Origin of the sequence: Acetobacterium bakii (assembly GCF_001263355.1) — a bacterium.
Classification (GTDB): domain Bacteria; phylum Bacillota; class Clostridia; order Eubacteriales; family Eubacteriaceae; genus Acetobacterium; species Acetobacterium bakii.
The window spans coordinates 58,690-74,548 of the sequence record NZ_LGYO01000027.1 but is presented as its reverse complement, the minus strand read 5'-3'; the positions used below and the strand labels follow the sequence as shown (position 1 = coordinate 74,548).

The following is a 15,859-nucleotide window of genomic DNA, read 5'->3' as shown; positions in this document are numbered from 1 at the left end:
TCAATACAATTAATCGTTTTCAAATTAATGCATAAATGAATTCTATACTTTTTCATTGAATATTGCAATCGATTTTAGATTTATATAAAATTATTTTATAGATCGATAAAGTCATATCTGAGGTGTTCGACATAATTCCAAGTTATACTTACAAAGACGATTTAGATGGAATACCGCTTTCACAGGGTACATTAACCTGACATTTCCCGCAACCGTATCGGGGTTTGAATTTATCAGCAGTCACCGCTAAAAAGTCGCTGCAAATACTATGGTTCTTCCCCTTTTCAAAGGAGATTGCCTTCACCGGACATTGCTTGATACAGGCACTCCATTTCGAGCAGTTTTCATAGATATCTTCATACTCTCTAATACAAGGCTCAATCTTCAACTCTGTTACAATACTGCCAAACCGTCCGGCAATCCCTTTTCTAGTAATCAGTCCTTTTGACAGTCCAAAAGTGCCAAGGCCACAAACATAAGCAACATGCCGTTCAGACCAGTTGCTTGTGAAAGTGGGCTGATCCCGGTTTGTAGAATCTGTATTTTTCGTTTTGCTCCAAAATCGCTCATCAAGAGATGGAATAATACTGGCACAATTTTCATTGATTAACTGACTCTGCAAATATTTTGAAAGTGAATTAATTAATTGCTGACCCTCAATACGTGCTATTAGCCATTCCGGGGAAGGCCATTTTTTTTCTTGGTGGTTACTTTCTTTGACTGCTTCAGTGAATGGCAAAAAAAATGAGATCACGGTTTTTGAGGATGACAGCCATTCTTTAGGCAGTTTAAAATGGCTGCCAATTGCTTTAGGATCTTTCAGCTTTGTAAAATAGACATCATTTGTGTCGGCGAATCCAAAAATAGGCGTATCAAATATTTTAATATCCCGGGTCTCGATATCGTTATCTTCTGATGCTTCCAAAAAATCAGAGGCCAACCCTATTAATTCATCTTTATTCATTTAATCCTCCATTGTTTTATAAGTAGTATTGTACGTTACAATTTATCGGGTGTCAATTTCAAATAATGCTGGTTTAATTTTGCCCTTGTAACCTTTGTTTAGATCGATTATACTATAGCTATGGAGTTTATCTTTCTATCGGGGTTGAACCCTGCCACTTTAGAAAAAGCGGCACTCTTTTTTAATTTTTTGGGATTGTTTATATTGAATCGTCTCAATTCCATTTACCACTTTATTCCAAAGGAGAAATATATGAATACTGTATTTAAAGAAATACTTTTAGGAGTCAAAAGAGCTATTAGTTTAATTCGGAAGAAAAATCGAAGAACACTCTATTTAGCAACCTTCCTAATGTTGCTAACAGGTATTTTAGCCAATGGTCCCGCCATTATATTAGGGAGACTGGTCGATACACTTGGTACCGACGAAATTTTGTTTTCTGTTGTTGTTCCCTTTGTCCTTCTTCTTTTGGTGGTCATCATTCTTCGGGAAATATTGACGGTGATCCGAAAGTTTTTTATTGAAAATATTGCCACCCAAACCGACAAAGAACAAACCGTACATGTCATTGACAAACTTCTGAAAGCTGACATTGGCGGTTATCTCTACCAGCAAAAGATCGGTTCATTATATGGGCGGATTTTTCGATCCATTGAGGGATTAGTGCATCTCATTAAACTTACATTTCAGGACTTTATGCCGGTTTTCTTTACAGCGGTGGCTGCCATTGGCATTGCCTTTTTGCAAAAGCCTCTCATTGCTTCGGTGATGATTCTTGTTATTCCAACCGGGTTGTACATCATTGTTAAACAAGTCTCTTCCCAAAAGGGAATTCGGGTGGCGCTGCTGAGAAATAAAGAAGAAGTTGACGGTAAAGTCGTTGAAATGCTTGGCGGCATTGAAACCATTCACGTCATGAATACCAATGGCTATGAAGTATCCAAAATTGAAAAAAGCACCGAGAGACGGCGTTTGACGGAAATAAAGCACCATATCAATATGGCTCTTTATGACTCTGCCAAATCCCTTAACGAAGGTATTTTTACCATTGTGGTCATTGTTGTGGCTATCTATATGGCATCCTTAAACATGATTTCCCGAGGAGACATTCTGGTTTATGCCATTCTGTTTAACAGTATCATCGCACCTTTACGGGAAATTCACCGAATTCTTGATGAGGCCTCTGAAAGTGCTATTCAGGTCAATGATCTTTTTGAAATATTGAATCAGCCTATTGATCGGTCTTTTATGAAGCATAAAACCGATTCCTGGATTCTTGAAGGACGTGACTGTGCTGTTTCCATTAAAAATCTGTCATTTAATTATGATAACCCGGAGATACCTGTTTTAAATATTGAGGATTTAATTATTACAAACGGTGAAAGTATCGGAATCGTGGGTGCATCCGGAGGCGGCAAAACTACTTTAATACATATTTTATTGAAATTAGTCCATAATTATTCTGGGGAAGTCGGTTTATTCAACAAAAATCTCAGAGATGTGTCTCGCCAGGAACTGGCGGCTAAGGTTGCCTATGTGGCTCAAAAACCATTTATTTTTTCAGGGACCATTAAAGACAATATCGTATATGGTTCCCGTCGCAGTATATCCGAAGATGAAATGATCGAGGCGGCTAGAAATGCTCATATCTATGAGGAAATAATTGAAAGTCTTGGCGGATTTGATGGCATTGTATCAGAAAACGGCAACAATTTAAGTGGCGGTCAGCGTCAACGGCTGGCTCTTGCCCGGGTCATGCTTCAAGACCCAGAGCTTATTATTTTTGATGAAGCCACATCCGCATTGGATAATACCAATGAAGCTATTATTCAGCATAATATTGAACGCATTTTCAAAAATAAAACCGTCATCACCATCGCCCATCGACTGACAACCTTAAACAATACGGATCGTATATTGGTCTTTGACGAAGGTGAAATTGTTCAGGAAGGGGATTTTAAAACACTGGCTGAGGCAAGCGGCCTTTTCCAGGACTTTCTTCTTCAGCGAAGCATTGCCCAGACCCCCATCGAATTATTGGAAAGCGAACCAATTATATCCCCATTAATCGTAGAAATCGAACCGACAATGCCGCCTCTGGATCTTGACTAAATTCATCGAATTAGGAATATATACTGCTTAAACAAAAGAGGAGAAGCCGTATTATGGCTTCTCCTTTTTTTGTTTTCGACTAACCTACCGTACCGACCAATTATTAATCAGTTGTGTGCTCGCAATTCGTACAGTCTGTCGACTGTTCGCCTTGATGCACACAACACGATGTAATAATTGTCGGTACTGCTTTATCATTTGTACCCAGTCTCAGAGGAGATGCCATAGTATGACTTCTCCTCTTTAAAATTTGCTAATAGATCATTCCAGGATCACACCGCCTGAATTGATTCTTATGCTTGGGGTTGTATCATGATTTTTATCTAAATAAAGCCTGTCAAATTTTCCTTCCCGAATATCCGGTATAATCATATCAGGCAAATCTTCCTGGAGAAGTTCTACAAGAGCATCGCCCATGGCAAAGCCACTGGCACCAAAATAACTGAGAGCATTAATTAGGGTTTGAAAATCTGCATCTTTTCGGGTAATGACAAGATCAAACATCTCACTCACCTCGGTTTCCAGATTAAGCGCACTCGACCATTGATCCATCTGAAATTTAACTACTCTGAGAACACCAATGAGCACGTTATTCCCTAACATATCAACATCATGGCGATCTGCGGCTTTGATCAGATGTTTTACATACTGTCCAAACCCAGGAAGTGCCAATATTGCAAGTCCGGACATTTGTGGTTTAATCGCGCATTCCCCCCAATTTCGAGGCACTTTCCAGATATTGACAGCTTCAGGCAATGATGTGCTGTCAATGGGTTCTTGCAAATTTTGGACAGATGTCGAATGTTTGCTTTTTTTAAACATATGAATTTCCTCCCTCTTCCCATGGTAAATAAGACTGTTACATTTTCGATTATCTTGTTACTTTTATTTTACAGTATTTATTATTAATTATCAATCATCTTTTTAAATTAACTATTACAATGGCGGCCAAAATACCAATAAAATCTCAGTTAAATCTTTGTGTGCGTCTCCAGCAAAGATTTTTCCTGTGTACTTTCTGCGTTGTTTGAACTTTCCATTAAATAGTCTCTCACACCTTTTAACATCGGACCTTTCGCAACATCCTCTATGCGTGGAAAAACTGTGACATGCTTCATTCGGATTTCTATTTTACTGATATTAAAACCACCGTTTACGACCATGAATTTTCCAATACCAGGGATAATAGCTTGCTGAGGACAACCATAAACGCATCTCAGGCATAAAACACAATCATTGCCAAAGACAGGTCTTGAATTATACAGTCTGATATTTTCCCGAGGACAATGCGTCTCACACCAGGAACATCCGATACAGTTGTCTTTGACCGAGAGGTGTTTGCCGAAAATCTTGCTGCCTTTCTTTTCCCAAAAGCCCAACATCGAAGCTAAACGATCAATCCCGTATGGTATGGTTCGACGTTGAACCCCTTCCAGGAGCTCAGTCACGGCTTTTTCAGCAACTTCGGGTGCCGCCCGCAGCATCATTGCGCACAGACTATCGTCATATTTAACTAAAAAATTAGACGGCATCACAAACATTTTTTCGTACACCACATGATACCCTTTTCGCTTAAGACGACGAATGGTTCCCACCCGGCATGCGGTGTTGGGCGAAATCTCCCCGCCTCCGGAAACCGAAATAACCGCTGCAGGTCTCCCTTGTCCCATTGGCACTTCTTTAATCCATTCATCAATGGGCGTAGGGGCATTAAATGCATAAACCGGGAAAAGCACCACCAATAAATCTCCCAGTGATGCGGGTTCGTATTTTCTGTTTAATTCAGTGCGTTCGATATCAATGGAATGATTCAAAAAGGCTTTCTCAAAAGCGTCAACAACCTTTGCTGTTCCGCCGGTACCCGAGAAATAAACAAGATTAACTTTCTTATAATCCATATTCTGACACCTCAATTTCTGGATTTCCTTTTTTGATTATTGCGTGCAAGCATTCTTTTTTGATCCGTTTATATTTACCCCCATTAAATTAAAACTTTATAATGCAATGGACTTTTTTAAATCCCTTTTTATTTTTTTCAATTAACTTTATCAGCATACTAGAGTGATTATATAACAAATGCAAAGATTTTAATATTTAATTTTAACAAAAAAACCAGTCACAACAAAAATTGTGCTGGTTCATTTTGCATTTAATAGTTCTCTAATCAATGGTCAAGGAGTGAACCCCTAACCGTTGGCATTTAGTTTATCTTCAAGATGTTGCATGGCTTCATCCAGTGATAATGTTTTTGAATCGATTTGTCTTGATGTTTCATCGATTACTAATTTCGAACGCATTCTTAAATCGTCATCTCGCTTTTCAAAAGCCTCAATGCTCATAACAACAAGATCACCTTCACCATTTTTAATAATATAAATTGGTTCTTCGGATTGATGCGCCATAGCAGAAATTTTTTCATAATCATTTCTTAGGGTTGTGGAAGATTTAATGATCAAATCATCACCTCATATAAATTATTCTGTTATTATTATACAATAATTCTGAAGTGTTAACAATAGCTTTTGAAATCGATTCCCGGCTTTTAAATTCATCTGATCCTTGGTTCAGTTAAGGGTGGAATTAAAATTTGATAAATCACAGCCACTTATCAAAATCTTTTCAAGCTCAGTGACGCCCAGTGGTTTGTAATAGAAATATCCTTGGATTAAATCGCATTCAGAGGTCTTCAAAAAGGCAATTTGGTCTTCATATTCCACACCTTCTGCAACCACCGATAAACCCAGGCTTTTACCAAGCTGAATGATGGCGTTAGCGATGGCCTGATCCTTATGATTGTGACCGATACCATCCACAAATTGTTTGTCCATTTTCAAACGATGAATGGGCAGCATTTTTAAACGGCCAAGTGAAGAATACTCAGTTCCAAAATCATCAATGGCAATGGAGATACCAAGAGCTTTAAGGCCATTAAGTTTTCCGATAATTTCATTGAGTTCCAGAATTGCAATATTTTCAGTGATTTCGATTTCCAGAAATTCGGGATTTAGACCGGTTTTTTTTAAGATCACTTCTACCTGATCGATAAACTGAGGATTTTTAAATTGACTGGCGGAAATATTCACCGCCATTTGAATTGGAGGGATGCCCATATCCTGCCAGGCTTTGTTCTGAGCGCAGGCAGATTCAAGAACCCACTCCCCAATAGGATTGATTAGTCCGGTTTGCTCAGCCAGAGGTATAATTACACTTGGTGAAATCAATCCAAGTTTGGGATGATTCCATCGCAATAGACTCTCAACCCCTGTAATTTTTTCGGTATGCAATGATACCTGGGGTTGGTAAACGAGAAAAATCTCGTCATTTTCCATGGCACGATATAAAGAATTGATCAATTCTTTTTCTTTGTTGATCTCACTTTTAATTTCATCCGTACAAAGAAGATATTGGTTTCGACCATTGTCTTTTGCTTTAAACTTGGCAATATCCGCATTCATAATCAGTGTTTCTGCATCTTCCCCATCCTTTGGATAAAGAGCCATACCAGCACTGGCAGTCATAAAAAACTCCTGCCCTTTAAGCATAAAGGGCTCATAAAACAAACCCATTATATCTTTTGTAATTTTAACTATTTCATCTTCATCAGTAAGATCATTAATCATAATTAAAAACTCATCACTACTAAAACGTGATACAATATCAGCTTTCTTCAGAACACTTTTTAATTTTTGACCTACCATAAATAAAAGCTCATCGCCCATACCATGGCCAACCGTATCGTTAACCGTTTTAAAAGAATCCAGATCAAGAAAAATAATTCCGAGTATATTATCTGTGAATTCAAGTTTAATAATATTAAAATACACATAATTTGTAAATAGGTTGCGGTTGGGAAGCTTGGTGATATGATCAAAATGTGCCATGAAATTGATTTCTTTTTCCGAATCAAGACGTGTTATGGTATCACCCAGAATATTGGCAACGATTTTAATAAAGTTGATATGGTCATTCTGCCAGTTAATGATACCGGTTTCTGAATCGAAGCCCCAAAATCCAATGACCTTTTCCTGACTGAGAATTGGCGTCATGATTTGAGATTTTATACGGTCGATTCTCAACTCATGCATTCCCTCGTTTGCAAATACAGGAAGCTCCTGCATATCAGAAACAATAAACAGTTCGTTGTTTAGCATTTTCTCCATGCGCAAATGGGATTTATCAATGGCTATCTTTTGGAAGTGGTCCTTTCCCGATTCAATTCCTTCCCGGCAATATTCCTGAATCGTGGAAAAGGTATTTTTCCCATGATCAAACATGCAAATATAGCTGCGATCCAATGAGAAAAACTCACAGCTCATTTTCAATAAATAAACAATATCTTCTTCGAAATTATTTTGATTCGTCTTAACACAAATCGTTGAAATCTGAGTAATCAGCTCTTGCAGTTTTACTTTGTAAGCGGTGTCGTTTAATCGCATGACAAAAAGTTTGTTTAAATAATAGATCAGACAAATGGCGATACAGAAAAGTCCGATTCTCACACAATAGTCAATACCATCCAATCTAACATAAACAACCGGGGCAAAAATCCATACCACACATTGAGTTATAATAGTAGATGTGGCTACTATTATAAGCAAAATTTTTCGATTGAAAATTATAAATGCAGTAATTAATATGAAGGGAAAAGCCCAAACCGTAACGCTGCCAGATTCAATGAAGTGAAGGGTTATTGTAGGAATTAGTAAGGCAATCATACCCACACAAATAATATCAATTGTATGTTCTTTCAATTTCAAATGTTGTACTAAATAAATCACAAGGCTAAAGAAAAAAAGCGCAAAGCTCAGCATCATTACATTTGCGAGATCAGGATTTTCAGCAAAAAAATAAAGGACAATAATGTTTAATAATCCGCCGCCAATCGTTGCAAAGGATAAATAGCGGTAGATCTTTTGTCTTGATATTTTAGTAATCAAGTTTTTTCGATTTTCTGAGGGTTTCATATTATTAAAACTATAGTAACGGAAACCTAAAAACATTACACTAATAATGAATAAAAAAATAATTATTATGCTTGCCAAAAATTGCACCTCTATATAATAGGGCAATCAAATAAATTGAATGCCCAGGATCCTTTTTAAATAATTTGAAGCGATTACTGAATAATTATAGCATTTTTGAATTCATTAAAATAGCCCTAATTTGATATCTAATGATAAATTATCATACTAATTTTGGCGATATTCAAGAATGAAACAATTCGAACAAAAGGGACAAATACTTTCCCGAAGCTTTTAAACTGATTTCACCATGACCGCTTTTCTCATTAATCACTAACCGACTTTTGGGAATAGTCTCATGGAGAATTTTGGCAGAATTTTTCATGATCCCCAGTTCTTTCTCCCCTACCAGAATCAATGCTTTAGCTTTTGTTTTATTCAGCCCCACCGGAATGGGAAAATTTCCATTACTTCTGGTGATATTCACGAGAGAATTTTTGGTCATTCGGGAACTATCCTCAAAATAACTTTCAAATAAATCATCTGGGATATTCAGGGCTTTCCCTTGAAGTTTGGCTACCCATCTTTTTTTAATAAGCCCATAGAACAGTTCATAAAGCGGTACGGTAAGAGCTACCGTTGTTTTCATTGGAATAACCAACGCACTTTCAATCACGGCATATTCTGTAATATCTGGTTTTTGGGCCAGAACCTCCACAAGGATTTGAGCACCGATGGAAAGACCACAGATTGCGAAAATCCGGCCGCCATATTGCTTATTGATGTTTTCAATAAGGTTTTTTGCGGATTCTTGGATGCTTATAAAGGGTGTCCCCGCAGCCTCCCCATGTCCCTCGATAATGGCAGCAACAACAAAAAAATCATGTTGAAGTGCTTCGATCTGAGGTTTCCAGGACCACCATGACAAACCACCCCCATGAAGAAACAGAATCACCGGTTTATCCTGATTACCAAAATATTTAAAATCCATTGTTATCCTCTAATCTATCATTCTGCACGGTTTATAATCAATTACTTAGAATTTTTTTCTTGCTGAAGCAGTCCACCTGACAGTTCTTTTGGAATATCATCTAAATGGATGCCGTTTATTCGACAGAAATGCTCTAAAAATAATTTAGATGAAGCTTCTTCAGGTGTGTTTTCTTTTAATTTAACCAAATCACGTAAAACCTGAGTTGCCTGAACATCACTCAAATATCGGAAGAGACCGGAACCCATGCGAATGGTTTCCGGTTTATTTGGATTGAAGTAATAATTCCAATATTTGAACTCCTGAGCTTCAGTCAATGATAGCTTGATTTTATACTCTGACTTAGCTGATACAAAACCTTCCTTTGAATCGTCCCCTTCAAAAGTTTCATCCACTAAAAAAGCGCCGAAAATAATTCGATCCTTTTCTTTTGAACTTGGCAACCTTGTTGTGAGAATTGCCAGACTATTACGTTCCACACCTTTTAATTTTAACGGTTTCCCTCGGTTTTTCCCTGTTTGTATGACCCCCGCCGCGGCTTTCCAATTATTCAGCATTTGACTTTCATAACAGACAAATGCATTCTCATCGAAGCTTCCCATTGATGCATCCAATTCAGTTCTTGTGATCAGTTCTTCGTAATATCTTCTACAGGGACTATCTTCATCACTGCACCATACATAGTGTTTTTTATCAATATTATATTTGATTATTTCATCGCTACAAACTCCATCATAACCAATCTGAGTGGAGGATTTACCACCATCACAATAATTACATTTAAATGCAATATGATGGTTAATATCAGCTTTTTTCTTTGTTTCCCGGTGGTGATTAAGGGATTTTGACGATGAGGATTCCAAAGTTATAATAAATGGATCCACCTGCTCCGCCTTTTCTTCTTTAGCATGAGTTAATTTTTCCTTTTCCTTTATTTCCTTATTGATTATTTCCGAAATAGCAGCATCTTGAATACTCAAATAATTTTTAAAGGCATCCGGATAGACGAATTCCTTTTCATCTGTGCCAAACAAAACGGTGATATGATCCTGAGAATGCCTGATAACCTTACCTTCGCCAAAATAATTGTGTTTTACGGTTGTATTCATTAAATGAGTCATGTTCTTTACTCCTTTTTCTCCTTGCTAAATACTCAAGGCTTAGTTATGTTTTAAATCTATGATTCAAACTTTATGCAAACCTTGTCATCACTGAGCTTCCAATATGTTTGGAAATAAGCGCTCACTCTGACCTGATCATACACAAAGTTTTTTATTTATTATATTATATCACTTAAAGCGTTTGATAGGGATACTTTCAGAGCTTATATTTTTTATTATTGTGCTTTTCTTATTCTGTTAACACGCCGCAATGTTATTTTTGATTGAAAATAAATTTTTTGAGTGATTGCATATAGCATAGTTTTATTAGAATTCAACTACTTTTAGGGAAATAATTTTCTATAATGAATTGGAAATAAAAAAATCTCGAAATAAAAATTTCGAGATTTTTTTATAAGCATCGCATCAATAATCAACAGGATCCTTAACGCAATCCATAATCGCTTTTTTGAACCCTTCACACGCCGTTTTGCAATTGGATTGGGTACCAGTGACAATAACACCACTTAGATTCGAGTTGGTTGGGGGACCAAAAAATTTGACAACTTCAACATCCGCCACTGTTAACGCTTCATCGATACCAATAATCCCCTCAAGAGCCGGTGCAAATAAAAAGGCAATGGATGCTCCAATGGGTAATCCATAGGTTTTAGAAAAATATTTTCCGATTTTTGGAACCAATTGAGCATAGATGAGATTGGAATCGTCATCATTAACGCTGTAAATACTTGCTTTGGTTTCTGCATAGTCACGAATATAGCGTAATCCGCTTTCTACGTCCGAAACAGTTGGTCCGCTAATGACACCAAAAACCTGACCATCATTAAGCCCGGCTCCTGCACCATAAAGAGTCTTGATGTAAACAACTTCGACATTTGCCGCCTTGGTCGCTTCGTCTGCGGCACAATAGCCAACTCCGTCATATTGAGTCGTGAAGACTCCGATATCAATGGACCCTTCCGGTAAATCAAATTCTGTTATCATAATATCCTCAACGTCAGTCAACAGCTTGCTATAAACAATGTTGCATTTTATTCTATCTCCAGTCATGACAGTCATCCCCTTATCTGAATTATTATTTAAATCAATGATGTTATTATGTTCATAATAACATCTGCGTTTGTCGATAAACCCGTCCTATGGACAATGGTAAATCGTTGACTGCTGCATGATCGGACAGGCTGTCGCCTGTTCGCCATGATGCAGACAACTGATGTTACCATTATCCATAGGACTAACTTTTCTATTTTGTCTACAGTTTAAGATGTTATTCTGTTCATAATAACATCTTTGTAAGCTTTCGTAAATATAAAAAAACAGCATTAAACAGTAATGATCGATCAGTCAATATCTGTATTTAGGATCTCAGAGCGAATGACTATTCTAAGTCAGTTCCCGAAAAAAAATATTAATTCCTAGCTTTCACGGGCGGCAATCAGGCTGCCCAGGTGAATACCCGCAAATGCCACAGCTCCGTAAATCATTACATAGAAGAATGCGGACCCCTGAACCGAATAAAAAAGCGTTGGTAAAAAAAGAAGCCCAATTATAAGCGGGTAAAATATGTGAAATCCATTTTTAAAGCCATATAATAATGCGGAAACAAAACAAAAGACGGGAATTCCCAATGCTAATATGAGCATAAAAAAATTCGTGCCTTTTTCCAATGTCGGTAATATATAAAAGATAGCAGCGGTAATAATCAAATAAGGTATGGATGGGATGGTCTGTTTTCTTGCTCTTTTCAATTTTTCACCTCTGTGGATTTAGGATCCTGTGACATCAACGTTTATCGTATCAGGGATAAAAACCCATTCATATGCCTTTACCCCTTAAATTCCATCAAAATTATTTTGTGAGAAACTTTGCCTTGTAAACAATTTCATCATTTCCAACAAATGCGACCATAATCGCAGTTTCATCTTCATTAATCCACATCCGAATGTAAGTGGGTTCATTGTTTAATTCGGTGTTCTGCATTCGGCTTACTTCAACGCCATCGCTTCCCAACAAATTTTTAACATCATTATATGTCATCCCTTCAGCAATCACTGCCACCTGATCTTCGGTGACCTTTGCATTACTCAAAGAGGCAATATCAGCATTTTTCGGATAAGCTATAGTTTTTGATATTACCTGATTAGCACTATTATAACTTACAGATACACCATAACCGGTTATTTCATCCGTATAAACATAGGCATTTTCACTAATATCGACTTTAGTATTAAGGTCCAACGTGGAATCAACCTCGTCTTTTGTCTGATTTAACTGTACTTTATTATAAAAACCATAAGGATCATTCTTTATAACGTTTTCCGGAATTGTATCTGCCTTGGCAATTACGTCCGTTTTAACATTTGTATTCTCGTTGCTACTTCCATCTGCATTGGCAATTATATCCGTTTTAGCATTTGCATTATCACTGCTACTTACATTTGCATTAGCATTATCATCATTAGTACACCCTGAAAAAAAACCAAGCATTCCAACCAAGACGCTTATACATACGGCAATCGGTCTTAATCTAGCCTTAACCATCATTAATTATCTCCTGTCTTTCATTGCATCGGACCTCTGATCCACTTAGCCAAATTTTCTTTTAGTCAATAGTATTTTTCCTTATAGTGGCTTGTCACCTTCTTTATCGGATTTTTAGTTTCAATAATTGTTTTATTCCCATTTTATTGCAAAATAAACTTAATCATTGGAAGTATAAATAATATAATCTGAATGAAAAATCGGTATCGTTAATGATGGATGTTATTCCAATCAATGAGCAGGTATTGTTACAGGATATCTCCCAGAATATCAGAGAAATCCTATGCTATTTCGAAACCCCCAGTTTGTGATGAGTATAAAATTATATACTGGGTTTTCGATGCATTTCCAGGTATGCTGTTTCATCATTTAAAAAATTCATAAAGCTCTCTTTTCCAAGGGGTTTACTAAAATAAAAGCCTTGAAAAATAGCCCGTCCCTTTTTTAAAAAATAGTCAACCTGTTCTCGGGTTTCAACCCCTTCAATAATGGATTCCATGTTCATTGCTTCTGCCATAGAAATGATGATGCTGGCTAAACTTTTTTCCTCTTGCAGTCCGGAATTCTGGGCAAAGGCCTTATCGACTTTTAAAATATCAAAGGGTAATTTACTGACAATACTAAGCGACGAATAACCGGTTCCAAAATCATCCAGCACAATTTTAACACCAAGAGACTTCAATTCTTTAATTATTGATATCACTGCAGACTCATCTTTTGCAAAAATACTTTCGGTAATTTCAATAAATAAATATTGAGGATCAATTTGATTTTCCTCAATGGCTGATTTTATAACTGCTATGAGGTTTTTTGATTTAAACTGGATAATCGACACGTTCACACTGATATGGATCTTTTTATTCAATTTATTAAGTTCGGCAATGGTTTTGCAGGCTTCCTCAATCACCCATTGGCCAATGGGGATAATCAGTCCGGTTTCTTCTGCAATCTGAATAAAATCATCGGGCATCAATATCTGTCCATTTTCGTCAGTCCATCGAATCAAAGCTTCCGCTCCGAAAATACGTGTTCCATAGGAATCGATTTTAATCTGTGGCTGATAGACTAAATGAAATTCTGAGTTTTCACTTGCTTTTTTCAAGCGATTAATCATGATGATTTTTGGAACTATGAATTGTTCTTCATCTTCTTTTGCAAAGGCATAGGCGTTTTTTCCATTTGATTTTGATGCGTACATGGCTGAATCCGCTTTTATCAAGATTTTTTCAAGAGTATCCCCATCATCTGGAAATATAGCAATGCCGATACTCCCACTTACACTGATTGTTTCTCCGGATATAATAAAATCTTTGGCTATTTCCAGCAATAAATCATTCGCTATTTTAAGAACGCTTTTTTTGTCTTTAATCCGCTCCAGCACTACCATATATTCATCAGAACCCAGTCTGGAAACCAGATCTGATTTTCGAATACGATGCTTAATGCGATTTCCGATTTCCACCAGCAATAAATCTCCATTAGCATGGCCAAAGGTATCATTCACTAACTTAAATCCATCCAGATCAATATAAAGAATCGCTGCTTTGTAATTATAACGGTTTGCTCTTAAAATCGTTTCCTGAAAATGTTCATAAAATAAAGCGCGATTTGCCAATCCGGTTAATGAATCATAATAGGCCATTTTTTCAAGCTGTATCTCCATGGATTTTTTTGCTGTCATATCAGAAATAATTCCAACATAATGGGTGGTTTTTCCGGCATCATTCTTAATGGCGTCAATCATCAAAAATATTGGAAAGATTCGGCCATCCTTTTTTTTATTCCATAATTCGCCTTCCCACTTATCCTCATTGATTAGGGAATGCCAGAGATCTTTATAAAAATTACGTTTGTGCCGTCCCGATTTGAACAATCTCGGTTTTTGGCCAATAATTTCGTTTTGCGTATAACCGGATATTCTTTCAAGTGATTTATTACACTTGATAATGGTACCGGTGGAATCGGTTATAACAATGCCTTCACTTGTTTCTTCAAAGGATTCCCCATAGAGGATGAGTTCCTTATTGGCTGATTCCAATTCCTGGGTTCTCTTTTGAACCCTGTTTTCAAGCTGAGCATTAATGTGCTCACTTTCTTCCCGAGCGTCTTTTATATCTTGACTAACGGTAATAAAATCTCTGGTTAAGTCACCGATTTCATCGTGTCTCAAAGCAATGGAAGAATCCTTTATGAGTTCAGAGTTATTACCTTTTGCCAAAATGAGATTCAGTCCTGTTTTTAATTGATTGATCGGTTTAATAATGGAATGATTAATAAACAGTGCCATAATCAAAGCCAGGGTTAACCCGAGAATTGTTAGAAATATCCCCGTTTGACGAACCAGATTCCTGCTTTCAAGGATGATTGAACCGTCAGTGTTTGACTTTAATACCCCAAAGGCCTGGCCATTGATGTTATACAACTGAGTATAGGCAACAATAACGTCTTTTGTCGGCATTTCATAAACTGTTTTCTCTGACAAAACGGACTCTTTCCCCACCTGGCTTTGTTTTGTGTACAGACTTTCAATATTTTGTTTTTCTTCACTGTTCATAGCCGAAAATTCATCAATGGATAAGGTTGCCCCGGAAATGTCTCTAAGTTGATTCTTCAGATAATCCGAATAGTTTCTGATTAAAATGAAATGATCTTGAGAACTTACGGATCGGTCAGTTGATGAAATCTTCTGTGAAGCAAACATGTATGTGCGATCCCCGACTGTAATAAATCCATTGATTGCATCACCTTGAGCCACGTTAAGTTTAAGCAATTCTTCTTTTAATAGATCTCCCTCCTGAAGATCAGCGAAGGTATTGAAAGAAAAAAGAAAGCCATCCGTATCATAAATTCCAACAAATGACATATCCAGATTGGTCAAACTTTCTTTTGTGTAATTTCTATTGACATATTCCGTATTAGCCAGTTCTGTGTAAGCCAGAGTATCATCCCAAACTGCATAGTCATTCACAATAATTGACATGTTTTTGAGTTCATCATCAATGATTTTCAAACCCTGCTCATTCTCATTGAAGGCCTTTTCAATGTTTACTCTTTCAAATTTCGGAATAACCACCAGAGATTGAGCGCTTAAAATTAATATGGAAAAGAGCAGGAAGACCAGTAAAATAATAAGCGCTGTTTTAGTTCGTAATTTCATATTCACCTCTTG

General features: G+C 36.9%; 12 protein-coding genes. 1 reads left to right on the top strand and 11 read right to left on the bottom strand.

Features of this window, described 5'->3' with window-relative positions; translation table 11 throughout:
• Window positions 1-148: 148 nt before the first annotated feature.
• Window positions 149-964, bottom strand: coding sequence for a hypothetical protein (locus AKG39_RS11255; protein WP_050740497.1), 816 nt, complete (start codon window positions 962-964; stop codon window positions 149-151).
• Between the two features lie 252 nt (window positions 965-1,216).
• Here AKG39_RS11255 and AKG39_RS11250 point away from each other — a divergent pair, with 252 nt between their 5' ends.
• A complete protein-coding gene (locus tag AKG39_RS11250; protein WP_050740496.1) occupies window positions 1,217-3,076 on the top strand; it encodes an ABC transporter ATP-binding protein in 1,860 nt (619 codons plus the stop codon).
• Window positions 3,077-3,337: 261 nt separating this feature from the next.
• Here the strand turns inward: AKG39_RS11250 and AKG39_RS11245 are convergent, their stop codons facing one another.
• The 10 genes from AKG39_RS11245 to AKG39_RS11200 all read right to left on the bottom strand — a co-directional run bounded on the left by AKG39_RS11245 (window position 3,338) and on the right by AKG39_RS11200 (window position 15,847).
• On the bottom strand, window positions 3,338-3,898 hold the full coding sequence (locus AKG39_RS11245; protein WP_050740495.1) for a hypothetical protein: 561 nt from the start codon (window positions 3,896-3,898) through the stop codon (window positions 3,338-3,340).
• Window positions 3,899-4,047: 149 nt separating this feature from the next.
• On the bottom strand, window positions 4,048-4,974 hold the full coding sequence (locus tag AKG39_RS11240; protein ID WP_050740494.1) for an EFR1 family ferrodoxin: 927 nt from the start codon (window positions 4,972-4,974) through the stop codon (window positions 4,048-4,050).
• 288 nt (window positions 4,975-5,262) lie between these two features.
• Complete coding sequence (locus tag AKG39_RS11235) at window positions 5,263-5,532, bottom strand: type II toxin-antitoxin system Phd/YefM family antitoxin (protein WP_050740493.1); 270 nt, start codon at window positions 5,530-5,532, stop codon at window positions 5,263-5,265.
• 108 nt (window positions 5,533-5,640) lie between these two features.
• A complete protein-coding gene (locus AKG39_RS11230) occupies window positions 5,641-8,040 on the bottom strand; it encodes a putative bifunctional diguanylate cyclase/phosphodiesterase (protein ID WP_160316174.1) in 2,400 nt (799 codons plus the stop codon).
• 241 nt (window positions 8,041-8,281) lie between these two features.
• Window positions 8,282-9,028 carry an alpha/beta fold hydrolase gene (locus AKG39_RS11225; RefSeq protein ID WP_050740491.1) on the bottom strand — a complete coding sequence of 249 codons (747 nt, stop codon included), beginning with the start codon at window positions 9,026-9,028 and terminating at the stop codon, window positions 8,282-8,284.
• 41 nt (window positions 9,029-9,069) lie between these two features.
• A complete protein-coding gene (locus tag AKG39_RS11220) occupies window positions 9,070-10,149 on the bottom strand; it encodes a hypothetical protein (protein ID WP_050740490.1) in 1,080 nt (359 codons plus the stop codon).
• Between the two features lie 405 nt (window positions 10,150-10,554).
• A complete protein-coding gene (gene eutL, locus AKG39_RS11215; protein WP_050740489.1) occupies window positions 10,555-11,199 on the bottom strand; it encodes an ethanolamine utilization microcompartment protein EutL in 645 nt (214 codons plus the stop codon).
• Between the two features lie 365 nt (window positions 11,200-11,564).
• Complete coding sequence (locus tag AKG39_RS11210; protein ID WP_050740488.1) at window positions 11,565-11,897, bottom strand: hypothetical protein; 333 nt, start codon at window positions 11,895-11,897, stop codon at window positions 11,565-11,567.
• 100 nt (window positions 11,898-11,997) lie between these two features.
• A complete protein-coding gene (locus tag AKG39_RS11205; protein WP_050740487.1) occupies window positions 11,998-12,693 on the bottom strand; it encodes a hypothetical protein in 696 nt (231 codons plus the stop codon).
• A gap of 319 nt (window positions 12,694-13,012) precedes the next feature.
• Window positions 13,013-15,847 (bottom strand): bifunctional diguanylate cyclase/phosphodiesterase, encoded by a 2,835-nt coding sequence (locus AKG39_RS11200; protein ID WP_050740486.1) that lies wholly within the window; start codon window positions 15,845-15,847, stop codon window positions 13,013-13,015.
• Window positions 15,848-15,859: the final 12 nt, after the last annotated feature.

Coding starts and splice junctions, on each gene's coding strand:
- AKG39_RS11220 (WP_050740490.1), bottom strand. CDS start 10,149: ATGACTCATTTAATGAATACAACCGTAAAACACAATTATTTTGGCGAA.
- AKG39_RS11230 (WP_160316174.1), bottom strand. CDS start 8,040: ATGAAACCCTCAGAAAATCGAAAAAACTTGATTACTAAAATATCAAGA.
- AKG39_RS11240 (WP_050740494.1), bottom strand. CDS start 4,974: ATGGATTATAAGAAAGTTAATCTTGTTTATTTCTCGGGTACCGGCGGA.
- AKG39_RS11250 (WP_050740496.1), top strand. CDS start 1,217: ATGAATACTGTATTTAAAGAAATACTTTTAGGAGTCAAAAGAGCTATT.
- AKG39_RS11200 (WP_050740486.1), bottom strand. CDS start 15,847: ATGAAATTACGAACTAAAACAGCGCTTATTATTTTACTGGTCTTCCTG.
- AKG39_RS11245 (WP_050740495.1), bottom strand. CDS start 3,898: ATGTTTAAAAAAAGCAAACATTCGACATCTGTCCAAAATTTGCAAGAA.
- AKG39_RS11255 (WP_050740497.1), bottom strand. CDS start 964: ATGAATAAAGATGAATTAATAGGGTTGGCCTCTGATTTTTTGGAAGCA.
- eutL (WP_050740489.1), bottom strand. CDS start 11,199: ATGACTGGAGATAGAATAAAATGCAACATTGTTTATAGCAAGCTGTTG.
- AKG39_RS11205 (WP_050740487.1), bottom strand. CDS start 12,693: ATGATGGTTAAGGCTAGATTAAGACCGATTGCCGTATGTATAAGCGTC.
- AKG39_RS11225 (WP_050740491.1), bottom strand. CDS start 9,028: ATGGATTTTAAATATTTTGGTAATCAGGATAAACCGGTGATTCTGTTT.